Here is a 23,595-nt window from a genome sequence, read left to right as displayed (position 1 = left end):
CCCATCGGCGCAAAGCAGACTCGCCGACACCAAGCGAGCGGCTGGCCTCAATGAAGCTGTAATCCTGCTTGAGAACGAGGTCGGCAGCCTCGCGTTTGAACTCAGGGGAAAAGGTACGGCGTTGTTTGGTCATCTGACACCTCGATCTGGCGAGCATTCTCGCCTATATGGGTGTCCGGTTTCATTAGACCACTACAATTGACCCGCGAATTCAACGTGACGGAATCACATCCGACAGAACTTCGATCTACACCCGAGAGTCAAGACCTTTACACGTTCTGACGGTATGTTCCGCCGGAATGCTCGATGCACCCTCTGGCAGCACGCCGATGAAGCGCCAGGAATAGGGGCGGGCGACTAAGATCCAGAGACGCCGGGCACATCCATGTTTATTTTGCGCCAGGCAGCTTCGGAGAAGCTGTAAGCCGAAAAAGCGATTAAACCCAGTGCCATCACCATCAAAATCAAGGCTCCGGCTGGCAGGTTCTGCAGAGCATCTAGGGCTTCCTTCATGCCAGGGGGATCCGTGGCCTTATAGCGGGAACCGCCTATCGCCAGAAGCAGGGCGATCTCGATAAACACCACGCCTCGGGCGATGAGTCCAAATCGAGACACGGGGCGTATATAACGCATGACGTCTTCATCAGCCTCAAAGTACTTCTCGAACGACGCCTTCCATCCCTTGATGATGTGAGCAACGCCTACGCCTAACGGGATGAGGGCCACGAAGTAGATCAACAGGTTTGAATGATCCCAGGACAAAAGATGGGCCAGTAAATCCTTTGTCTCCCCACCTGCGGAGCGGCCTGAACTCCGCACGCCAGTGATCAGGAGGCCCACTGCAAAAAACGCAAGCGCACCGTTAACCAAACCTCCCGCCAACAAACCTGCCCGAATCACCAAACCCTTGAATTTCGTACCGTGATGATCGACGTCGTGAATCGCTTGCAGCACTCGCCACCCGGCAAAGGCGAGTAAACCAGCCACGACCAGGCCGACGAGGACATATCCGAAAGGCTGGCTCAGTAAGGCCTCAAGGGCTTTGTGACTGTCTTTTGGCCTTGTCGAGTCTTGAGCCGCCAGCAGAGCGAAGATACCAATGATCAGATACAGAACACCTCGAGCGGCATATCCGCCCCGAGCGAGGACGACAAGGGTGTGTTGAGCGGACATTGGATTATTTCCGAGGGCTTATACAACAACAGACTCATTGCTTCGCAAGGGGTTCGATAAAGCGACTCGTTTGGACCCAAAGGGGCGACGAATCCGCGTTTGAGTGCTGTTTCATGATGGGCGTCCTTGATGATCAGGTCCGGCTGCATTTCAGCCACAGGCTCAAGGACCGCTTGCAACGGGTCGCGGGTCAAAGCAACTTGGGTGGTCACATTGATGCCTTTTCCTGCCCATCACAATCGAGCAGAAGACGGGACTTCTGTAAGCGCGCCACGCCACCTGCCTTGACCACGGGGCTTAACCAATGCGGTTGCGGGTCGTTGAACACCTTAATCAATACTTCGTAAAAAACGAACTATTCCCCACGAATAAACGATTTTTGTTGTGGTAACTGGCTCGTTAGCATGGCCCCACCAGCCTATTGCTGCTTCATACGGAGACAGTAAATGACCGCCATCAGCGTTGGCCAATCCTGGATGTGGGCCGCCTTCATCGTGTTCGTCCTTGCCATGTTGGCGCTCGATCTGTTCGTCTTCGGGGGGCGCAAGGCGCATCGTGTTTCGGTCCGCGAAGCGCTGGCCTGGGTCATCGCCTGGGTCAGCCTGGCACTGGTCTTCGCCGCTCTGCTCTGGTGGTATCTGCACAGCCATGTCGGCGCCGAAGTGGCCAAGCGAACAACGCTCGAATTTCTCACCGGCTACCTGATCGAACAGTCGCTGTCGATCGACAACATGTTCGTTTTCGTGATGATCTTCGGCTACTTCGCCGTGCCACCAGAGTTGCAGCGCCGAGTCCTGCTCTATGGCGTGCTCGGCGCCATCGTCATGCGCGCCGGTATGATTTTCGCCGGTGTCTGGCTGGTGCAGGAGTTTGCCTGGCTGCTTTATGTCTTCGGTGCTTTCCTCGTCATCACCGGCATCAAGATGCTGATCTTCGCCAACCAGCAGCCAGACCTCGAGAAGAACCCTTTGCTGCGCTGGCTGCGTAGTCATATTCGCATCACCGATGGCTTTCACGGCGAGCGCTTTTTCGTGCGCCAGAACGGCCTGCTCTGGGCGACACCGATGTTCCTGGTGCTGGTACTGGTCGAGGCCAGCGACCTGGTGTTCGCGGTGGATAGCATCCCGGCTATTTTTGCCGTCACCACCGACCCCTTCATCGTGTTCACCTCCAACATCTTCGCCATCATGGGCCTGCGTGCACTGTATTTTCTGCTTGCCGACATGGCCGACCGCTTTCACTTGCTCAAATATGGCCTGGCCATCGTGCTGGTGTTCATCGGCGGCAAGATGCTGGTCGCGCCCTGGTGGCACGTGCCGATCCAATGGTCGCTGTCCACAGTCGGCGGCATCATCTTGATTTCCGTCCTGTTGAGCCTGACTTTAACGAAGAGCAAAACACGGGTTACGGGAGAGCAATGATGAATCAGAAATGTTGGCGCCGATGTGGATTTGACCCAGGCTACCGGAAATCAATGACCTTCCCGAATACTTGTCTTCACAAATCGCCTCGTCACGGATCCAGTGAATGATCTTTTCAGGCGATATTCAGCCTGTCGCAACTGGCTGAAAGCAGCCAGGAGCAATCAGTGGACAAAGACCTTCGCAAGGTCAAGGCGCGCTCTGACTAACACGAAGGGCGCAGCCGGCCATGTGGACGTTCGACTTGTCCACTACGACCTGAAGTTAACGGTCGGCTTGGCCCAGATTCAGATTGAGCAAGCCAGTCGCTCGCCCAACCGCTCTACCAACCTTACGAGATAACCGTCGACATCCTGGACGATGAATTCTCGCTGACGTACTTCTACATTTTCAGCTTGATACCAAGTGTCTTTGCATTCTCGGTAGAGTGAAAATCCAGCCTGATCAAGTTTTTCGATGATAGGGGCGACAGCTTCAACATCAATCTGTAGGTTCATGCCTCTTCCAAACAGCCTCGTCAACGACGCTGTCAACCATTGACCCGCATCCGAATCACTACTCAAGCATTACTTGAGTGCCATTCAAATTAAGGTATGCAAATCCATCTTCCGGGCGTTGATAAGTTACCTTGAACCCCAGACAAGAAACCCAAAAAGCTAAGCTGCTCTCCAGATTGATCGTCCCAGGCTGGTCATCAGCGAGCCGGCGCTTACCTCCTACATCCAGGTGCCGATGTTCGAGGCGATGGCTGGCCAGCCAAATTCAGCGGAAAGCACTGTGGTTGAGCGCGCGCCCCCCCCCGCGAGGCTTTTACGCTGACCATGTCAGAATGCAAAGCACGAGCAGCCGAAGGCGCCCCAGAAACCCTGGTAGTCGCTGACCGGCACGCTGCTGCGGCGCGCGCGGTCATGCTGATGCTGGTGCACAGCGCAGGAACCGATGCACTGGTGGATACTGGCGGTTAGCGGCGCGGCGTGGGGGCTCCAGTGGCCTGGCACGATGGCAACAGGCGACCAGTCGGGCATCACCGGCAGGGTCGGCGGAGCCAGTTTGTCGAACTCGCTGGTGGCATGCACCACTTTGCCACCGACCACGGTCAGCACCGATTCCAGCCATTTGATCTGCTCTTCCTCGACGCTGAAGAAGTCCGCCGACAAGGCCACCAGGTCGGCGAGCTGGCCTACGCGAATCTGGCCCTTCTTGCCTTGCTCGCTGGAGAACCAGGCGCTGCCGTGGGTAAACAACTGCAGGGCGGTGGCGCGTGGCAGGCCCTGCGGGTAGAGCGTGGTGCCACCAACGGTCTTGCCGCTGACCAGCCAGTACAACGCGGTCCAGGGATTGTAGCTGGCCACACGGGTGGCATCGGTACCGGCGCCAACCGGCACGCCTTCAGCCAGCATGCGCTGGATAGGCGGCGTGGTCTCGGCGGATTTGGCGCCGTACCGGTCAATGAAGTACTCGCCCTGGAAGGCCATGCGGTGCTGTATGGCAATGCCGCCACCGAGAGCACGAACGCGCTCGATATTGCGTGGGCTAATGGTCTCGGCATGGTCGAACAGCCACGGCAGCCCGTTGAAGGGAATGTCGCGATCGACTTTCTCGAACACGTCGAGCATGCGCGAGATGGATTCGTCATAAGTGGCGTGCAGGCGGAACGGCCAGCGCTGCTCGACCAGATGGCGTACCACCGGCTCCAGTTCATCTTCAATGGTCGGCGCCAAGTCCGGACGCGGCTCGAGGAAGTCTTCAAAGTCGGCGGCGGAGAACACCAACATCTCGCCGGCGCCATTGTGACGCAGGAAATCGTCGCCTTGGTGCAGCTTGACGCTGCCAGTCCAGTTCTTGAAGTCGGTCAGCTCTTCTTTGGGCTTTTGGGTGAACAGGTTGTAGGCAATGCGTACAGTGAGCTGGTCCCTCTCAGCCAACTCCTGGATCACCTGATAGTCGTCCGGATAGTTCTGGTAGCCGCCGCCGGCGTCAATCGCACTGGTCACGCCCAGACGATTGAGTTCACGCATGAACTGTCGTGTGGAGTTGACCTGGTATTCCAGCGGCAGCTTCGGCCCCTTGGCCAGGGTGGCGTAGAGGATCAGCGCATTGGGCCGGGCGATCAGCATACCAGTGGGCACGCCGCTGGCATCACGCTGTATTTCGCCGCCGGGAGGGGCGGGGGTGTTCTTATCGTAGCCTACAGCGCGCAACGCGGCGCGGTTGAGTAGCGCGCGATCGTAAAGATGAAGGACGAAAACCGGGGTATCCGGCGCAGCCATGTTCAGCTCATCCAGTGTCGGAAGGCGCTTCTCGGCGAACTGAAATTCGGTCCAGCCACCGACTACGCGCACCCATTGTGGCGTCGGCGTGCGATCAGCCTGCTCTTTGAGCATGCGCATGGCATCGGCTAACGACGGCACGCCCTCCCAGCGCAGTTCCAGGTTGTAGTTGAGGCCACCGCGGATCAGGTGCAGGTGAGAGTCATTGAGGCCTGGGATAACGGTGCGCTTCTGCAGGTCGACCACGCGGGTGGCGTCGCCGCGCAGGGCCATGGCTTCGGCATCGCTACCCACGGCGATGAAGCGGCCGTCCTTGATAGCCACAGCGCTGGCGTGTGGCTTCTCGGGGTCGACCGTGTGCAGGCGACCGTTAAACAGGATGAGATCGGCACTCATGGCGCCTCCTTGGGAACTGCTGAAGGATTCGTTGGCGAAAGCGTAAATGGGCAGGGCGGACCAGATGGCTCCAGCAGCACCTAGTACCCCGCCAGCGGCGAGCAGGCGCCGGCGCTTGTGGTCAAAAGATTCATGGGTCATGGCTGACCAGCCTTGGGCTCGGGGGCCAGCCAAGCGGCAAACACACGCGTGGCAATGGGCATGAACAAGTACACCACGAGTAAGACGATGCTCAGGGTAATCAGCAGTGTGCTCATGAGGTGGCCGGTGAGCCAAGGGACAAGGCCGAACACGGGTTGCCATAAAAGTGGTACGAGTATGCTCAGCGGCATGATCACCAAGAAAGTCACAACGGCCTGTTTCCAGCGCGGTGGTGGCTCTTGGGCGTTGCCAGGTACGAACCAGAAATCCTTGCCCAGCAGGACCTCGGTATTGTCACCAGCATGCAGTAAGGGCTGCACCTTGGTGACCAGCTGTTTGCGTATTTCGGAATCGATCCAGCTCTTCATGTGTTGCAGTTGGTCAAAACGCAGCACGCTGGTGAAGTTCACGAAGCCGGCCTGGCGTTCACGCACCACATCGACGCCCAGATGACCATTACAACGACCGGCGGTTTCGATGATTTGCCGCAGCCAGGTTTCGTAGAGAGCTTCATGCTGTTGGCTGACCTGATGACGTACCACCAGGGTGACGGTATCCGCGGATGTCTCATTCATTCAGCTGTCTCCGCATCTATTGCGAGTTGGGGACCAGCCCCCGGTATGGGGGCTGGCATTGGCTCAGATAGGTGCGGCAACGGGTGCCAGGGTCGGGCCATGTTCCACACGCTCAGGTGCCTTGTGAACCATGGTATAGCAATAGTCCACGCCCATGCCGTAGGCGCCAGAGTGCTCTTTGACCAGTGCCATGACGGCGTCGTAGGTGTCGCGATTCTTCCAGTCGCGTTGCCACTCCAACAGCACCTGTTGCCAGGTCACCGGTACCACGCCGGCCTGGATCATGCGCTGCATGGAGTAGTCATGTGCTTCCTGTGTGGTGCCACCAGAAGCATCGGCGACCATGTAGATCTCGTAGCCGGCATCGTGCATGGCCGAGAGGGCGAAGGTGGTGTTGCACACCTCGGTCCACAGGCCGGAGACGATGATCTTGTTGCGGCCGTTCTTCTTCAGCGAATCGCGGACTTTTTGGTCGTCCCACGAATTCATCGAGGTGCGCTCCAGAATTGGCGCATCGGGGAATACGGCGAGCAGTTCGGGATAGGTGTGACCGGAAAAACTATCCGTCTCCACCGTGGTGATAGTAGTCGGAATGTTGAAAATTTTGGCTGCTTTGGCCAAGCCTACAGTGTTGTTTTTCAGGGTTTGCCGGTCGATGCTCTGTACGCCGAAGGCCATTTGTGGCTGCTGGTCGATGAAGATCAGCTGGCTGTTCTGGGGGGTCAAGACTTCGGTTTTTTGATTATTCATTATAGTTACCTGTCAGTAAATCGATGGTCTTAAAGCAAATACTGGCGGCCGCTGTGCTTCGTTATTTCCAAGTTAGGCGACGGAGATTTCAAAACGATCACGGCCCGTGATTCAACTTCAACTTAGCCGATATCCAGATACCGTTGGTGTGCATTTATGTGCTTCGAGTAGCGCAAAAATGCACCCTGTAGGGTGTTTTTACGGTGCTAGCATTTTCCGCTCAATAACTTCGAACACCGCTATTCGCGCGGTTCGTTCTGTACGTACAAGGAGAATGCAATGGCAGCTTCACGTCCGATCAGCAAGAAAACCGCTTACTGGGGTGTTCCATGGGAGGAGAACTATGGCTATCCGCAGGCAAGGCAGGTTGGAAACGATATTTATATCTCCGGCCAATTCAACCACGACGAAGACGGCAACCTTGTCGCTCCTGCACCGCTGAATAGCGAAGGTAAGCCCAGCGATTTCTCCACTATGGGAGAGCAGATGAGCAAGGCCTACGACAACATCTCCAAACTACTCGCTTTGTATGGCGCGTCACTGGATGACGTCGTTGAAGAGACGTTGTATGTATTGGATATGGATGCGGCGTTCGCCGTTGTAGGTAATGTTCGCAAGGCCGCCTTTGGCAGTGAACATCCCCAATGCGCCAGCAACATCATTGGCGTATCCAGGTTGGCTCAACGTTCGCAACTCATTGAAATCGCCTGCAAGGCAGTCATGGGGGCTCGTGCCGACTAAGTAAGACTCCCGGTTGCGATCTACGCAACCGGGAGAACTCTCTGCCCCTCGATCAAGGGGTGATGGCTAGCTGCGGCCGTTGCAAAAGGAACGATGAACGTATGGGCTCACGCATTCCCCGCGGCGATTGGTGCACAGGCTGAGTGGTGTCCAGGCCTCTGACTCATTTCCGGAATATCTTTCTTCGCCCGGTACACTTGACTATCTGATGAAGTAATTCGCTTTAGCGAATACAACCACCGAAGTTGCCCGACATTTCAGTGTTGATCAGCATGTTCTCCCGCTCAGCGGCAATGGTATTCAGGTGCAAGTGAAGAAAGTTACGGGCCGGCTTGAGTAATGCCGATGTTCCTCACATTAACCCTCAAAGCGTCGTAACGACCTATAAATTTTTGCCGAGTGGGGCGCTGGTGCCTTCAAGAAATAATAATGGAGTTAGAAACCAAATTATGCGAAATCCAGCTGATTCTGGAATGCATTTATGCGTTTTGAATAGCACTGAAATGCACTCTCAGGGGGCGTTTTCCTGGTGGTAGGATTTCTCCTCAAGGCTACGTGGTCAGCCTGACGTCGACGTGCAGGCGCACTTTGAACGACTTGACTGGAAACCGGCCGGTCTCCCTCACCTAATTGAACGACTCATCGCGGATCGCGCGGCTTTTGAGTCAAAGGCATCACGCATGGAAATTTCCACACAATTTATCATCCATGAAACCGATCACTGGATCGTTAACCATCACATGTCATCCGCCCTTCCCGGTTACTTGGTACTTGGGTCTAGAGCTCACGTGCATTCGTTGGGCGATCTTCCCTGCGACGCGCTGATGGAATTGGGCACCCTATTAGCAACGGTTCAGACAATCCTCCAGTTGCAGATGAACCCGAAATGGCTATACATCAGCCGGTTCGGTCATGATCCCGGCTACTCCATCCACTTTCATTTCATTCCGGTGTACCACTGGGTTGAAGAGCTATTTTGGAACGATGCCCGCTATAGATTTTTAAATACCTTAGGGTCCAAGGAAACCGCGCAGGCCCTGACTGATGGGGCGGAGCTGACGCTGTTCGTCTGGCGCGAATTTGGAGAGCGCTCTGATCCTTGCGCTATAAAAGGGCCTTCGGTCAGTCAGGTAATTGCTGACCTGCGTAAGGCGTTCAAATAGTTCATTCCGCGTGGCTCGAAGATCATCTGCTCAAGTTCGCAGTAAGGCGTCTCCGTAGGATGGAGGGTTCTGGATTGCATGCACTCCAGGTGTCCACCTAAATTGATCTGACCCATTTCTGGCCCATCAAGCGGATTTTTCATGCACCCTCGCGGCGTACCTACAGCAAATCTTTCAAAGCCCAGGTCATCCAGCAGTGCTCCGAGCCCGGCGCCTCCATCGCCAAAATCGCCTTGGGCTAAAACCTGAATGTCGGCCTCGACCAGCTGAGTCCCGAACAAATGCGTGCACTCGCGGCGCAGTTGCACCCACTGATCGATGTGCTGCTGCGATCATGTGTTTGATCCAGTCGGCCCAGAACAATAGGCAAGATCCGCATGCTTGCCTGAAAGATGTGTTGACTTGTCTGCCTGCGCAGCGAGCGAGTGAGGTTGGGGGGCTATTGCCGCACGAGTAGTGTCCGGTGTGTCATGCATGATGAATTGGTCGGACGCTTAACTTTGGTCTTTACTTTCGAGCGGACAGGTGTGGTCGATCGCGACCTGGCCTTGATTTAGTCAGCATCAGGGAATGATCAATGAAGTGCATCCGATTGAAAAAAAGTTATCCGGGAAAATCCTCTAAAAAACTCATCACATTACGATGGGCATCCATTGGCATTCTGGTATCGGGCTTTTCCTTCAGCGGCCTCAGCGCTGCCTCCACCAAGGCTGCTGCTCAAGTGGCGGACACCGTTTATTTCGGCGGATCCATATTGACCATGGAGGGCGATAGTCCAACCTATGCTGAAGCGATATCCGTGAAAGACGGAAAGATTCTGTCTATTGGAAAAAAGATCGATGTCCTGAAAGATCAGGGCGAACACAGCCGTCTCGTGGATTTGCAAAGTAAGGTACTACTTCCTGGATTTATTGATGCACATGGTCATGCCTGGACGACGGGCTTTCAGAAACTTTCCGCTAACCTTTTACCCCCTCCGGATGGAGGGGGGAAATCCATTCACGCTGTATTAGAAGCGTTAAAAAGCTGGCAGCAAAAGAACGCTGCCGCAATCGACAAGGTTGGCTGGATTATCGGATTTGGTTATGACGATTCTCAATTGGAGGAGGGGGAGCATCCCACGGCAGATGATCTTGACCACGTTTCCACCGACTTGCCTGTTGTCATCATTCATCAGTCAGCCCACTTGGCAGTGATGAATCATAAAGCCCTGGAAATGTCCGGTATTTCGGCGGAGACCCCCAATCCCCCGGGTGGCGTGATTCGCCGTACAAGCGACGGCAAAACGCCTAACGGCGTATTAGAGGAAATGGCGTTTTTCGCCCCTATTTTCAAACTAATGGCAACGTTTGATCCTTCGGTGAATGAAACAATTGCCTTGGCTGGAGCCGATTACTACGCACAATACGGATTTACTACGGCTCAGGAGGGGCGAGCTAGCAAAGTGCAGGTAGAGACTTGGCAAAAACTGGCAAGCCAAAAAAAGATGAAGATTGATGTGGCGGCCTATCCTGATCTTCAGGCGGAGGGAGAGTTCATGAAAACGGTTTCTGCGGGGACCGACTATGACAACCACTTCCGAATCGCCGGGGTCAAGCTCAGCCTAGATGGTTCTCCTCAAGGGCGCACTGCTTGGCTGACAGAACCGTACAAGATTCCACCGCCAGGTATGCCAGCCGACTACAAAGGCTACCCAGCAATTCCCGAGGAAAAAGTCAGAGAAGAGCTTGTCAACACCGCATTCGAGAATAACTGGCAACTGCTAGCCCATTGCAATGGCGATGCAGCGTCCGATGCGTTCATTGACGCGGTGGAAAAAGCTGAGAAGAAGTTTGGCAAAGGTGATCGTCGCACGGTCATGATCCATGCTCAGGCTGTTCGCGAAGATCAGTTAGACATGATGAAAACGCTAGGCATCATCCCATCTTTCTTCGGCATGCAGATGTTCTATTGGGGGGACTGGCACCGTGACGTGACCGTGGGCAAAGAGCGTGCATTTCGCTGGGATCCTGCCGCTTCTGCAATCAAGCGTGGAATGTTGTTCACTGAACATCACGACGCGCCTGTCGCAACGCCTAGCGCAATGATGATCATCTTTGCCTCAGTCAACCGCACCAGTCGAACGCAAGAGGTAATCGGGCCTGACCAGCGCATCAGCCCTTATATGGCCTTGAAGTCGATTACAGCCTTTGCGGCTTATCAATATTTCGAAGAACGTAGCAAAGGGACTTTACAGCCTGGCAAGCTCGCCGACTTCGTCATCCTGGATAAAGATCCGACGAAAGTTCCCCCTGAAACTATCAATAACATCATGGTTCTCGAGACGATCAAAGAGGGCGATACCGTCTACCAAGCAGTTAAACGATAGCGGGCTATAAGTGCCAAGACTCCTGGCTGCACCCGACACGGAAGGGCCGGGCTTTAGACTTTTTAACAGCTTGAACTTCTTGGGCGTCCTTGTTTTTCGGGGTATTTGTATCCCCCAAAATACTCGGGCGCGCTAGAACTTTCTAAAGCCAGCAGGTGTGTGGCAGACGCTTACCGATTTTTTTCAAAAGGTAAAACAGCCTAAGACTCCTGGTTCAGACCGAGGCGGCCGGGAGAGCGCTGCACCCCTCGATCAAGGGCTTCTGCCTGGCAACTTCAGCGGCGCAAAAAACCATGAACGCCTTTACTCGTGGAGATTTCCGAATGTCCTGATGAGTGAGCAGCCACAGTTCGTCATCAAGCTCATCTACAACCGGGCCGACCCGCACCAACCCTGGCGTTATGTCTCCAAGCATGCAGGGAAGAAACCCAAAGCCGAGTCCCGCCGCTATTGCAGCGCTCGCAGCAGCGACTGAATCAGTACGGTACGAGATATTGTTGGCGGCAACTCTGCTTTCGACGTAGCTCGTTGCCTTAAGGTTCGACAAACCCGCTGAGTAAGAAACCCACGCTTGATCTTCAGCGTAGGGGAGGGCGGAGGACCTGTTTCTGGCGCAGCCGTAAGGCGCCCAGGCAATGGTTGCAAGTTTTCTTCCTACCAGGCTTTCTGACGGTTTTGTGGTGGCTCTCACCGCGATATCCGATTCGTCTCGAGCAAGACTCAACGTCGGATTGCCTACCAAAACTTCGATCGCTATCCCTTCATTAAGCGCCTTGAAGTCAGCAATGATAGGGGTGAGAAAGTACAGCAGCAGTGAATCACTGGTCGTAATTCGAAGCTTTCCAAGTGTCCCCTGACTTGCTCGTGATACACGTCGCGTCACACTGACGATATCGAGTTCCACACGCTCACCGAGTGCCTGCAATTCTGCGCCTTCAGCCGTGAGCATGTATCCAGAACTGCGATGATCGAATAGGGCGACCCCGAGAGTTTTCTCAACCTGAGCCACTCGGCGTGACACGGTGGATACATTGATTCCAAGCTTCTTGGCAGTAGCGGAACGATTGCGGCATTCGCTGAGCGTTTTGATGATGCGTAGATCGTCCCAGGAAAGTTGGTTTACGGCATCGCTCAAATCCCACTTGGCGCTGCCATGTGTGCTTTGAATCGATGAGGCACTTTTAGATGAAGATTTCACGCCAAAGCCTTCTAATTATTATGTTTATTCACCATACGAAAAGGCTGGAGAAAAGCCGGAGTGGCGAAAAATTGGTCCGAACGAAATGTCCAGCGAGCCTACACTATCTACTGAATCAGAGGGTGCACCTGCGAACGCAGCAGCCATTTTTCGGCCCCTATGATCTAGGGAGGCTGTTGAACCTCAGACCTGGTGCCCTAAATTCGAGTTCCCTTGCTGTTTTAAACGTTGTTAAGTAGATGTGTTTAAGCGTTCGGGCGCTTACTTCCTGAAAGCTACGTGGCCTTGCGCCGTTGCCTACGGTTACGCCAGAATCCGCCGGCTTGTGCGTCTAGGAGCTGCTCGGTAACTTGATTCGCGTCACTGCAAATCAGTGATCGGGTTTCGCAGCCCGCTAATCTCTAGGCGCGCATCGTCTACCGTCCGTGAGCAGACTCGTCGGGTCTGTCACTCATGTCATGGCGGCTGTGCGTGGGAGACCCCAGGGTCTGCCAGGTTCCTAGAGTCCTGGTCTGCGAACCCGCGTACAGCTGCCACCTAATTTTCGTTTCGCAGCGAATGGTGGCAGCTCCATTACTCTAGGAGATCCACTATGTTCAAAGTTACGCCAAACCCACCCGAATCCGATCCAGCATCCCCGTACGAACCCGACTCAAAAAAGCTCAACGAAGCCGCCGAACGCGCGCTCAACTTCCATTTTCCGTCGACGGCCGATATCAAAGCGACGCCGCGCACGGTCAGCACCCTGTTTACGGTCGATCCCGAAGCCACGAGCGAAACCCTGATGGTGTATCTGGTCGAAACGCTGGCCTCGGTCGACGTGATGGTTCACCAGTTGGTGGATCATCTGGACGGCGGGTCGCGCAACGCGCTGCTGGGTATTTCCAACAGCGTGATGCTGGCGGAAATCACGGCGAACCGGGTGCTGGATCAGATCGATCCGCCAGAGTGATCCAGTAACGACGCTGCAAAAAAAACCACCCCGACACGTTCAATGCCGGGGTGGTTTACAGACGCTTGACTATTTCTTCAGATCAAAGCGATCCAGGTTCATCACCTTGGTCCACGCGGCCACGAAGTCCTTGACCAGTTTCTCCTGTCCGCCGGCACTGGCATAGACTTCGGCCAGGGCCCGCAGTTGAGAGTTGGAACCAAAGACCAGGTCGACGCGGGTCGCGGTCCATTTCTGTTGCCCGGTCTTGCGGTCGTGACCGGTGAATTCTTCATTAGCCTCCGACACGGGCTTCCATTCCACGCCCATGTCCAGCAGGTTGGTGAAGAAGTCGTTGGTCAGCGCTTCCGGTCGGCTGGTGAAGACGCCGTGGGCGGTTTTGCCGACGTTGGTGTTGAGCACGCGCATGCCGCCAATGAGCGCGGTCATTTCTGGTGCGGTGAGGGTCAGCAGCTGTGCCTTGTCGATCAGCAGTTTTTCCGCCGGGACGGTGTAGCGGCCCTTGAGGAAGTTGCGGAAGCCGTCGGCGATGGGTTCGAGGAAGCCAAAGGAGTCGACATCGGTCTGCTCCTGGCTGGCGTCCATTCGCCCTGGCGTGAACGGCACCGTGACGGTGTGTCCGGTGTTTTTCGCAGCCTGTTCGACACCGGCACAACCGGCCAGCACGATCAGGTCAGCCAGCGAGACCTTCTTGCCGCCCGTGTTGAACGCCTGCTGGATGCCTTCGAGTTTGCCCAGCACACTGGCCAGTTGTTCCGGTTGGTTGGCCTGCCAGGCGTTCTGTGGGGCCAGACGCAGGCGCCCGCCGTTGGCACCGCCGCGTTTGTCGGAACCACGGAAGGTCGAAGCCGCCGCCCACGCTGTGGAGACAAGCTGCGAAACCGTCAGCCCCGACGCCAGCAGATTGCTTTTGAGCGCCGCCACATCACTGTCATTGATCAGCTCATGATCGACCTCAGGGATGGGGTCTTGCCACAGCAACACCTCGTTGGGCATTTCCGGACCGAGATAGCGCGACAATGGCCCCATGTCGCGGTGGATCAGTTTGTACCAGGCGCGGGCAAAGGCGTCTGCCAGTTGATCCGGATTCTCCAGGAAACGTCGCGAAATCGGCTCGTAGATCGGGTCGAAGCGCAGCGCCAGGTCGGTGGTCAACATTGTCGGATCACGACGTTTTGACGGGTCGTGGGCATCCGGGATGATGCCTGCACCGGCACCATTTTTTGGCTTCCACTGGTGGGCGCCCGCCGGGCTCTTGGTCAGTTCCCATTCGAAACCGAATACGTTCTCCAGGAAGTTATTGCTCCATTGGGTCGGGGTCGTGGTCCAGGTCACTTCCAGGCCGCTGGTGATGGTATCGGCACCTTTGCCGGTGCCGAATGTGTTGCGCCAGCCAAGGCCCTGTTCCTCGAGGCCGGCCGCTTCGGGTTCCGGCCCGACATTGTCCGCAGGCCCTGCGCCGTGGGTTTTACCGAAGGCATGGCCACCGGCAATCAGCGCCACGGTTTCTTCGTCGTTCATCGCCATGCGGCCGAAGGTTTCGCGAATGTCCAGGCCGGCGGCGACCGGGTCCGGATTGGCTTCGGGGCCTTCCGGATTCACATAGATCAGGCCCATTTGCACGGCGGCCAGGGGGTTTTCCAGATTGCGGCCAGGCTCGACACGGCTGTCTTCGTTTTCCCCTGGCTCGGCCACGAGCGGGCCTTCACCGGGTTTCTGCATGGGTTCATCGTTTTTGCCGTAGCGGGAGTCACCGGCCAGCCATTTGCTTTCCGAACCCCAGTAGACGTCTTCGTCCGGTTCCCAGACATCCGGACGGCCACCGGAGAAGCCGAAGGTCTTGAAGCCCATGGACTCCAGCGCGACGTTGCCGGTGAGCACGATCAGGTCGGCCCAGGAAATGTTGCGGCCGTATTTTTGCTTGATCGGCCAGAGCAGTCGGCGCGCCTTGTCGAGGCTGACGTTGTCAGGCCAGCTGTTGAGCGGGGCAAAGCGTTGCTGCCCGGAACCGGCGCCGCCACGCCCGTCACCGGTGCGATAGGTACCCGCGGCGTGCCAGGCCATGCGCACGAAAAGCGGGCCGTAGTGGCCGAAGTCGGCGGGCCACCAGTCCTGCGAGTCGGTCATCAGCGCCGTCAGGTCGCGCTTGACGGCTGCAAAGTCCAGCGCCTTGAACGCCTCGGCATAGTCAAAGCCCTCGTCCATGGGGTCGGACAGGGACGAGTGCTGGTGCAGGATTTTCAGATTCAGTTGGTTAGGCCACCAGTCACGGTTGGTTGTGCCACCGCCAGCGGCCTGATGAAACGGGCATTTCGATTCAGTTGCCATGTGTGAGCTACCCTCGGTCGTGTCATTCAGCTATCCGCCCCGGTTGATGGACGGACAGCGGTGATTGAAATCAATGACTCAGGCTTCTGGCCCTGCATTTCGATCCTTTGATCGTTGTGGCCATGGGGGCATTCTGAACACAGGCAACGCGCTTGCCGACAGGATGACCCACGGTACGCCCAGTCAGTTGCTGACTCGTTCTTATCTCGTTATCAGGTCTTGGCCGGCCAGATGGCGCCGGCGTTAGATAATGCTAGTCGCCCCTTGGGAAGTCAGCTAATAGCCACAGTATTGGTCGCTGATAGGTGAAATCTTTCAGGGGCGAGCTGTTGTGCAAAGCCGTCAGGCCTTGACCCAGTGTTGACGGCTCCAGCTGCTCAACGTATCGACAGCGAATACCAGTAATAGCATGGCCAGGATGACCGTGCTGGCTTGAGCCTCCTGAAACAGGCTGAGGCTGACGTACAGCATCTGTCCCAGACCGCCGGCACCGACGAAACCGAGCACACTGGCCATGCGGATGTTGTTCTCCCAGCGGTACAGGATGTAGGCCACCAGTTGCGGCCACAGGTTGGGCAGCGTGCCGTAACAGAACGCCCACACGGCGTTGCCGCCTTGCAGGCGAATCGCTTCGGCCGGTTGCGGCGGGGTGTTTTCCAGCGCTTCGGCAAACAACCGGCCGAGGACGCCGGTGGTGTGCAGGGCCAACGCCAGCGTGCCGGCATTGGGGCCGAGCCCGGCGGCCAGCACCATCAGCGCGGCCCACACCAGCTCCGGCACCGCGCGCAGGGCATTGAGCACCAGGCGTGAGGCGCTCTGCAGCGGCCAGCCGAAGCGTCCCGCCGCCGGCAACGCCAACATCAGGCCAAACACCGCCGCGAGCAACGTGCCCAGGGCCGACATGGCGATGGTTTCCAGTGCGCCGTGGACAATGGCCTGCAGGTGAGCGGTGCTCAGGTCGGGGCTAAGGAAGCGCTGGGCATACGCCGCCATGCGCTCGAGATTGCCGGTGGCACCCAACTCGCCCAGGTCGATGCCCAAATAGATGAAAGAGGCGATGACCGCCGCGCCGATGCCGAGCAGCAGCGTCAGGTTGATCAGGCGATTCATGCCAGCCTCCAGCGCAGCAGGCGGCTGAGTTGATCGGCGAACAACACCAGCATCAGGAACGTCAGCAGCAGACTGGCCACTTCACCCCCGGCGAACATGCGCAGCGACAGGTCCATTTGCTGGCCGAGGCCACCGGCACCGACAAACCCCATCACCACCGAGGCGCGGATCGCGCATTCCCAGCGGTACACCGTGTACGAGACCAGCTCCGCCGCAACATTGGGCAGGATCCCGTAAGCGAAGGCCGCGAGGCGGCCGCTGCCGGCTTGCAGCAGGGCGTGGGCCGGACGCTGGTCCACCGATTCATAGATTTCCGCGTAGACCTTGCCCAGCATGCCGCTGTAGGTAATGGCGATGGCCAGAACCCCGGCCGTGGGGCCGAGGCCGACGGCGCGCACGAACAGCAACGCCCAGACGATCTCCGGCACGCTGCGCAGGAAGATCAGCAGACCGCGCACCGGCCAGCGCAGCCATTGCCCCCCATAGTCAGGACGCCCGGAGCGCGACGCCGCCGACAGCGACAATGCGCGACTGGCCAACAGGCTGGCGGGCACCGCCAGTAACAGCGCCAGGGCCATGCCCGCCGTGGCGATGGCCAGGGTTTGCAGGGTGGCTTGCAGGAGCAACGGCAGGAAGTCTTCGCCATGGGCCGGTGGCCAGAACGCAGCGACAAAACGGCCCATTTCGCTCTGACTGTCGCTGGCTACCAGCACGCTCAAGTCCAGCTCACTGAAGCGAATGCCAGGCCACAGCAAGGCAATGGCCAACAGTGTCAGCAATAGGCGGGGGCGGGTGGCCGGGTCTCGGGTATCGCGCTTCAGCATCGGGGAATCTGCACAACCAGAGGGGCCGGCGGCACCGGTGGGGAAAGCAACTGTTCGTTGGCGTAGAGCCTGTCGAGCCGTTCGCGGTCGACTTCGCTGGCCGGCAGATCGAACAGGATCTGCCCGTCTCGCAAGCCGATGATGCGTGAAAAATGCGACAGCGCCAGTTCTACCGCATGCAGGCTGGCGACCAGCGTGACGTTGTGTTCGCGGGCATGACGGCACAGCACTGAAAGGGTGTGTTCGGCCAGTACCGGGTCCATCGCTGACACCGGTTCATCGGCCAACAATACCTCGGGCGCCTGATACAGCACGCGGGCAATGCCCACGCGCTGTAGCTGGCCTCCGGACAGTTGCTGGCACTGGGTGAACAGCTTGTCGCTCAAGTCCAGCCGGGCCAGCGCCGCGCGTGCGCCGGCAATATCCAGCGGATGCAGCAGGTTCATCAGGCTTTTGCCCAACCCCCACTGGCCAATCTTGCCGGCCAGCACCGCCGTGACCACCCGCTGACGCGGTGGCAGCGGCGGCGACTGGTGCACCAGGCCGATGCGCGCACGCAACCGCTGGCGCTGGCGGGCAGACAGCTGCCACGCCCGTTCCCCGAGGACTTGTACCTCGCCACTGCTCGGTTGCAGGGCAGTGCCCAGCAGATTGAGCAGGCTGGATTTACCCGCGCCGGAAGGACCGATGATGGCGACCTGTTCGTTCGCACCGATGTGCAGGTCCACGCCATGCAGCGCGTGGACCCCATTGGCATGGGTCAGGTTGACCCGGTTCAGCTGCAAGGTCATTTGAGCAGGTCGGCAGCGCGCGCGGCTTCCTCGATGCCCTTGTAGTTGTCAGGGTTGGTTTCGATGAAGCGGCTGGCAGCCTGCAGATCGAGGATTTCCTTGTCCGCCGGTTTGGCCGGATCGAGGGCCAGGAACGCCGCCTTGATTTTTGCGGCCAGCGCCGGGTCGAGCGTGCCTCGCACGGTCCAGTTGTAATCGAAGTAGGCCGGGGTGGTGGCAAATACTTTGACCTTGTTGGTGTCGACCTTGCCGGCGGCCACCAGTTTTTCCCAGACGCTGGCGTTGAGCACGCCGGCATCGACTTTACCGGCCTGGACCCAGGCAACCGTGGCGTCATGGGCGCCGGAATAGCCGACGCGGCTGAAATAGTTTTCCGGCTTGATGCCATCCTTGAGCATGAAATAACGCGGCATCAGGCTGCCGGACGTGGAAGACACCGAACCGAAGGCGAAGGTCTTGCCCTTGAGATCGGCAAGGGATTTGACGGCCGGGTCGGCGGTGATGAATTTACTGGTGAACTGGGCATCCTGTTCACGCTGGACCAGAGGGATGGCATTACCGGTTTTCAGTCGAGCCTGCACGAAGGTGAAACCGCCGAGCCAGGCCAGGTCGATTCGGTCAGTGGCCAGCGCCTCGACCACCGCCGGGTAGTCGCTCACGGGCACGAACTCGACTTTCATGCCCAACTGTTGTTCCAGATAGGCGCCCAGGGGTTTGAATTTGCGCAGCAGTTCGGTGGGGGCTTCGTCGGGAATCGCGCTGACTTTCAGGGTGTCGGCGGCTTGCGCCAGCAAAGTGCTGATGGACAGGGTCAAGCCGACGGCCAATGCGAGGGTACGCTTGAGCATGAAAGTTCTCCGTTTCATTCACTACAAAATAAGGCGATGCGACTCGCATGGACGATGAGAGGCATGGCGCAGTGAGAGGGTAGCCGAAACGGAGGGTCAGCATGAACTCCTGCATGGCAGGCGAGGTGTTTGATCAGGCGCCCCGTCGACCTGAAGAGGTCGCCGGACGCCGGTCATCAAACGGTCAGTAAACATCCCGCAAGTAGCGTTTTTGCTCGCTCATCTGCCGCCAGTAATCGGCAGCGGATTGCGCGTCAAGTCCGCCATGGCATTGCGCGACCTGCCGCAAGGCCTGGTCGACGTCTTTGGCCATGTGGCTGGCATCACCGCAGATGTACAGCTGCGCGCCTTCCTGCAGCCAGCGCCACAGTTCGGCGCCTTGTTCGCGGATGCGATCCTGCACGTAGATTTTCTGTGCCTGATCGCGAGAAAACGCCAGGCTCAACCGGGTCAGCAGGCCATCGTGTTGCATGTCCTGCAATTCATCGCGGTAGTAGAAGTCGCTCGCGGCATGTTGCTCGCCAAAGAACAGCCAGTTACGGCCCTGATCACCCCGGGCCCGACGCTCCTGCAAGAACCCGCGAAAAGGCGCCACGCCGGTGCCCGGGCCGATCATGATCATCGGCACATCACCATCGGCCGGGGCGCGGAAGTGCTTCGACGGCTGCACGAAAACCGGCACATGAGCGTTCTGGGCCCGGTCGGCGAGAAAGGTCGAAGACACGCCTTTGCGTTTGCCATAGCGGACGGCGGCGACGGTGAGATGCACTTCCTGTGGGTGCACCTTGGGACTGGACGCGATGGAATACAGGCGCGGTTGCAGGCGTTTGAGGGTGCCCAGCAATTCGCTGGCCGAGCACTCAAGCGGAAACGCTTGCAGCACGTCCGCCAGTTGCCGGCCCCACAGCCATTCCTTCAGCTGCGCCTTGCGCTCGCTGCCCAGCAGTTGTTTCAGTGCCGGGTTGGCGCTGCGTTCGGCGATGAATGCCAGGGTGTCGGGGCTGGGGCGGGCGATTTCCAGATGCTCGGTCAGCGCCTGGCGCAAGGGCACTTCACCGAGCTTGTCGAGGTGGACGCAGGTGTCGGCATTCATCCGCGTCAGTGAGAGCAATTCGTCGACCAGTTCAGGGCAGTTGCGCGGATAAACCCCCAGCGCGTCCCCGGCCTCGTAACGGATGCCCGAGTCCGCCAGGTCCAGGGCAAACATCCGGGTGTCCTTGTTGCTGCTTTGGCGGTTGAGGTGAAGGTTGGTCAGCAGGCGAGAGGCATGCGGTCGGGTTTTGCCGGGGGCTTCGGCCGGGGCGGGCGCAGTATTGCCGGTCGGCGCGTCTACCACCGACGGCGCAGGCTTAAGGGCTCGGTGCAATTGAGTGAGCCAGTTGTCGGCTTGCACTTCGAACTCGGTGTCGCAATCGACCCGTTCAAGCAGGCGTGTGGCGCCCAGTTCATGCAGGCGCTGATCGAGTTGCTTGCCGTGCTGGCAGAACTGGTCGTAGTTCGGGTCACCCAAGGCCAGCACTGCAAAACGCAGGGATTCCAGGCGCATCTCGGCCGTGCTCAGGGTGTGCCAGAAACCTTCGCCATTGTCAGGGGGATCGCCGTCGCCAAAGGTGCTGCTGATCAGCGCCAGGTTTTGGGTGCGCGCCAGTTTGCTGGCTGCAAAGTCAGCCATCGGGCTCAGCTCCACGGCAATCCCGTCGTCGCGCAAGCGCGCGGCAAAACGCTCGGCCAGCGCTTCGGCATTGCCGGTTTGAGAAGCCCAGAGCAGGGTCAGCGCGGGCGTGCAGTCTGTCGCCATCGCGTTCGAAGACACGGGGCTGTCGGCCAGTTCGACGCGGCTGAACAACCCGCCCAGCACACCGTCCAGCCACAATCGGGTTTCAGCTGCCAGGGGCGCGTTGGGTGGCATCACCGGCACGCCAACGGCCTGGCGACCCGCAGTGGATTGCAGGCCCGTGATAAACCCGGCGAGGTATGTGCGTTCCTTATCGTTGAGTGGCGGGGAGGGCAGGCTGCGAATGCCCGCGAGATCGGCAAAGGTCTCGATGCTCGACATGGCGAGTTCCTCCGAGTGTGTGCAAGCGGGGCGTGGGGCGGCGGCAGGCGCGGGCGTTTCGAGAAACTGATGGTTGATCAGTTCGACCCGTTGCAGGGCGACGGCACAGAACTTGAATTCTGGCTGCTGCGAGATCGGGTCCACGGCGTCGCTGGTCACGGCGTTGATGGCCAGGTTCTCGCCAAACACATCGTTCCAGTGAAAAGGCGCAAAACAGTTGCCCTGGCGCACACGCTCGGTCACGACCGCCGGCAATACCGCACGCCCCCGCAGCGAACACACTTCGACCGGGTCTTTGTCCTTGATGCCCAGGCGGCTGGCGTCGTCGGGATGAACCTCGATGAACGGCCCGGGGTTGAGTTTGTTCAGGGTTTCGACCTTGCCGGTCTTGGTCAGGGTGTGCCACTGATGCTGCAAGCGACCGGTGTTGAGCACGAAGGGAAAGCGTTCATCGGGCATTTCCGCCGGCGACATGTGCGGGCGGGGGAAGAACGTGCCTTTGCCGTTCGCGCTCGGGAATACGATGGCGGGGCAGCTACCGTCGGCCTCGACCTTGAGTGCCTGGCTCTCGCCGTCATTGCGGTAGCGCACCGGGTTGCGCACGTCGGCGCTGGCGGACGCGCAAGGCCATTGCAGCGGCTGCTCACGCAGGCGGGCATGACTGGCGCCGCGAATGTCGTAACCGGTTTGCGGGTTCCAGGCGCGTTTGATCTCTTCGAACACCTGGTTGGCGTCGGCGTAGCTGAAGGCCTCGGCGAAGCCCATTTCGCACGCGACTCTGGCGATGATCTGCCAGTCGGGCAGGGTTTCACCGGGCGCGTCCACGGCCTTCTGCATCAGCGTGAGGTTGCGCTCAGAATTGATCATCACCCCCTCGGCCTCAGCCCACAGCGCGCCCGGCAGAAGGATGTCGGCGTAGCGATTGGTCTCGGTGTCGAGAAAGGCGTCCTGGGTGATCACCAGTTCGGCGGCCTGCAAACCTTCGATCACGGTCTGGCGGTTGGGCGCGGACGCCACCGGGTTGGTGCAGATGATCCAGCAAGCCTTGATCTGGCCGGTACGCATGTGGTCGAACATCGCCACGGTGCCGGCACCGGCGGTGCGCGGCAGGCTGTCGTGGGGGATGCTCCACAAATCCTCGACGAAAGCGCGATCCGCCTCGACCAGCAGCGAACGCTGGCCGGGCAGGCCTGGTCCCATGTAGCCCATCTCGCGGCCGCCCATGGCATTCGGTTGGCCGGTCAGGGAAAACGGCCCGCTGCCCGGACGGCAAATCGCGCCGGTGGCCAGGTGCAGGTTGCACAGGGCGTTGGTGTTCCAGGTGCCGTGGGTGCTTTGGTTGAGGCCCATGGTCCAGCAACTCATCCACTCGGCGGCTTCGCCGATCCACTGTGCGGCCTGGCGGATGTCCGCTTCGGGCAGGCCGGTGATTTCGGCGACGGTGGCCGGTGGATAATCCTCGAGGAAGCCGGGCATGGCTTCCCAGCCTTCGGTGAAGGCGGCGATGAAGGCCGGGTCGGTGTGGCCGTTTTTCACTAGCAGGTGCAGCAGGCCATTGAGCAACGCCAGGTCGGTGCCCGGTTTGATCGGCAAAAACAGATCAGCCTTGTCCGCCGTGGCGCTGCGCCGGGGGTCGACCACGATCAGTTTCGCCCCGGCCTTGACCCGATCCATCATCCGCAGGAACAGGATCGGATGACAATCGGCCATGTTGGCGCCGATCACGAAAAACAGGTTGGAACGATCGAAGTCCTCATAGGAGCCCGGAGGCCCGTCGGCACCGAGAGACAGCTTGTAGCCGCTGCTGGCGCTGGCCATGCACAAGCGCGAATTGGACTCGATGTTGGTCGTGCGGACAAAGCCTTTGGCCAGTTTGTTGATCAGGTACTGGGCCTCGAGCGACATCTGCCCCGACACGTAGAACGACAGTGCATCGGGGCCGTGATGGTCGAGGATGTTGCGCAGGCGAGCCGCCGTTTCGTTGATGGCCGAATCCATCGCCATGCGCACCGGGTCGCGGTTGCGTTCCTGGCGCAGGTAGGCATTTTCCATGCGGCCGGATTCGGCGATGGCCTTGCCGCATGTCGTGCCCTTGGTGCACAACCGGCCGAAGTTGGCGGGGTGGGTCTTATCACCCGTCACCTTGACCACCCGGTTGTCTTCGACCTGCATGACGATGCCGCAGCCCACGCCACAATAGGGACACACACTGCGCACGGTTTTGTTTGCCATCCTCGCCCCTCGAATCTCTGCCGGCACCTGAGCGGTGCGCAAACGCAAAAGGCGCCATGCGGCCCTCCGTCATGAAACGGGGGCTACACGGCGCCTTTGTCGTATAAATGCAATCAGCGTTGACTGCGATGCAGGTACTTAGCAAACAGCGCGCCAGAATGTCTGGGGCCGCGCCGGATCAGGGGTTCAAGGGAAGAAGGGGCGGTTCAGCACGCTGGCTGCATGCACTTTTATATGGCGATGCACGCAACGGTGCAC

At 58.6% G+C, this 23,595-nt stretch carries 18 protein-coding genes and 2 pseudogenes; 6 read left to right on the top strand and 14 right to left on the bottom strand.

All coding sequences use genetic code 11. From position 1 onward, the window contains the following. Positions 1-133 (bottom strand): transposase (locus BVK86_RS02660; RefSeq protein ID WP_139315740.1); only part of this gene is annotated, 133 nt, incomplete at its 3' end. A gap of 224 nt (positions 134-357) precedes the next feature. Then, a complete protein-coding gene (locus tag BVK86_RS02655; protein WP_075944933.1) occupies positions 358-1,173 on the bottom strand; it encodes a DUF1206 domain-containing protein in 816 nt (271 codons plus the stop codon). Positions 1,174-1,619: 446 nt separating this feature from the next. Between BVK86_RS02655 and BVK86_RS02650 the strand changes: the two genes are divergently transcribed. After that, a complete protein-coding gene (locus tag BVK86_RS02650) occupies positions 1,620-2,594 on the top strand; it encodes a TerC family protein (protein ID WP_075944932.1) in 975 nt (324 codons plus the stop codon). Between the two features lie 287 nt (positions 2,595-2,881). Here BVK86_RS02650 and BVK86_RS02645 read toward each other — a convergent pair. From BVK86_RS02645 to BVK86_RS02630, 4 genes and pseudogenes are all read right to left on the bottom strand, one after another. Then, positions 2,882-3,272 (bottom strand): annotated as a pseudogene (locus BVK86_RS02645) (VOC family protein). Between the two features lie 146 nt (positions 3,273-3,418). Continuing rightward, entirely contained in the window at positions 3,419-5,260 is a 1,842-nt protein-coding gene (locus BVK86_RS02640) for an amidohydrolase (protein ID WP_162279038.1), read from the bottom strand. 137 nt (positions 5,261-5,397) lie between these two features. Then, positions 5,398-5,976, bottom strand: coding sequence for a putative antibiotic biosynthesis monooxygenase (locus tag BVK86_RS02635; RefSeq protein WP_075944930.1), 579 nt, complete (start codon positions 5,974-5,976; stop codon positions 5,398-5,400). Between the two features lie 63 nt (positions 5,977-6,039). After that, on the bottom strand, positions 6,040-6,726 hold the full coding sequence (locus BVK86_RS02630; RefSeq protein ID WP_075944929.1) for a hydrolase: 687 nt from the start codon (positions 6,724-6,726) through the stop codon (positions 6,040-6,042). Positions 6,727-7,005: 279 nt separating this feature from the next. Between BVK86_RS02630 and BVK86_RS02625 the strand changes: the two genes are divergently transcribed. Then, positions 7,006-7,467 carry a Rid family hydrolase gene (locus BVK86_RS02625; RefSeq protein WP_075944928.1) on the top strand — a complete coding sequence of 154 codons (462 nt, stop codon included), beginning with the start codon at positions 7,006-7,008 and terminating at the stop codon, positions 7,465-7,467. A 680-nt stretch (positions 7,468-8,147) separates the two neighbouring features. After that, the gene (locus BVK86_RS02620; RefSeq protein ID WP_075944927.1) at positions 8,148-8,630 is read left to right on the top strand and encodes an HIT family protein; all 483 of its coding nucleotides are present in this window, start codon (positions 8,148-8,150) and stop codon (positions 8,628-8,630) included. Here the strand turns inward: BVK86_RS02620 and BVK86_RS29740 are convergent. Then, positions 8,594-8,938: a hypothetical protein gene (locus tag BVK86_RS29740; protein ID WP_162279034.1), complete on the bottom strand. Its 345-nt coding sequence runs from the start codon at positions 8,936-8,938 to the stop codon at positions 8,594-8,596. The two genes, BVK86_RS02620 and BVK86_RS29740, sit on opposite strands and share 37 nt — an antisense overlap. Positions 8,939-8,952: 14 nt before the next feature. On the opposite strand from BVK86_RS29740, the pseudogene BVK86_RS29175 reads away from it, so the two are divergent. After that, positions 8,953-9,087: pseudogene (locus tag BVK86_RS29175) on the top strand (transposase domain-containing protein); the annotation flags it as partial. Positions 9,088-9,207: 120 nt separating this feature from the next. Further along, a complete protein-coding gene (locus BVK86_RS02615; protein WP_083659289.1) occupies positions 9,208-10,998 on the top strand; it encodes an amidohydrolase in 1,791 nt (596 codons plus the stop codon). A gap of 214 nt (positions 10,999-11,212) precedes the next feature. Here BVK86_RS02615 and BVK86_RS02610 read toward each other — a convergent pair whose 3' ends face one another. Further along, the gene (locus BVK86_RS02610) at positions 11,213-12,196 is read right to left on the bottom strand and encodes a LysR family transcriptional regulator (protein WP_075944926.1); all 984 of its coding nucleotides are present in this window, start codon (positions 12,194-12,196) and stop codon (positions 11,213-11,215) included. A 592-nt stretch (positions 12,197-12,788) separates the two neighbouring features. On the opposite strand from BVK86_RS02610, the gene BVK86_RS02605 reads away from it, so the two are divergent. Further along, positions 12,789-13,148, top strand: coding sequence for a DUF6124 family protein (locus tag BVK86_RS02605; RefSeq protein ID WP_075944925.1), 360 nt, complete (start codon positions 12,789-12,791; stop codon positions 13,146-13,148). A gap of 69 nt (positions 13,149-13,217) precedes the next feature. Here the strand turns inward: BVK86_RS02605 and katG are convergent, their stop codons facing one another. The 6 genes from katG to BVK86_RS02575 all read right to left on the bottom strand — a co-directional run bounded on the left by katG (position 13,218) and on the right by BVK86_RS02575 (position 23,337). Further along, complete coding sequence (gene katG / locus BVK86_RS02600; RefSeq protein ID WP_075944924.1) at positions 13,218-15,476, bottom strand: catalase/peroxidase HPI; 2,259 nt, start codon at positions 15,474-15,476, stop codon at positions 13,218-13,220. A gap of 342 nt (positions 15,477-15,818) precedes the next feature. Next, entirely contained in the window at positions 15,819-16,586 is a 768-nt protein-coding gene (gene phnE, locus BVK86_RS02595; RefSeq protein ID WP_075944923.1) for a phosphonate ABC transporter, permease protein PhnE, read from the bottom strand. Further along, positions 16,583-17,410 carry a PhnE/PtxC family ABC transporter permease gene (locus tag BVK86_RS02590; RefSeq protein ID WP_075944922.1) on the bottom strand — a complete coding sequence of 276 codons (828 nt, stop codon included), beginning with the start codon at positions 17,408-17,410 and terminating at the stop codon, positions 16,583-16,585. Before BVK86_RS02590 ends, phnE begins: the two co-directional genes overlap by 4 nt. Continuing rightward, on the bottom strand, positions 17,404-18,201 hold the full coding sequence (locus BVK86_RS02585; protein WP_075944921.1) for a phosphonate ABC transporter ATP-binding protein: 798 nt from the start codon (positions 18,199-18,201) through the stop codon (positions 17,404-17,406). The genes BVK86_RS02590 and BVK86_RS02585 overlap by 7 nt, the downstream gene beginning before the upstream one ends. Next, complete coding sequence (locus BVK86_RS02580) at positions 18,198-19,049, bottom strand: putative selenate ABC transporter substrate-binding protein (RefSeq protein ID WP_075944920.1); 852 nt, start codon at positions 19,047-19,049, stop codon at positions 18,198-18,200. The genes BVK86_RS02585 and BVK86_RS02580 overlap by 4 nt, the downstream gene beginning before the upstream one ends. 184 nt (positions 19,050-19,233) lie before the next feature. After that, the gene (locus BVK86_RS02575) at positions 19,234-23,337 is read right to left on the bottom strand and encodes a bifunctional nitrate reductase/sulfite reductase flavoprotein subunit alpha (protein ID WP_075944919.1); all 4,104 of its coding nucleotides are present in this window, start codon (positions 23,335-23,337) and stop codon (positions 19,234-19,236) included. Positions 23,338-23,595 lie beyond the last annotated feature (258 nt).

The sequence above is a fragment of the Pseudomonas reinekei genome (assembly GCF_001945365.1).
In the GTDB taxonomy this organism is placed as follows: Bacteria; Pseudomonadota; Gammaproteobacteria; order Pseudomonadales; family Pseudomonadaceae; genus Aquipseudomonas; species Aquipseudomonas reinekei.
Note: the sequence above shows the minus strand (reverse complement) of the source record. Positions and strands in the feature narration are given on the sequence as shown.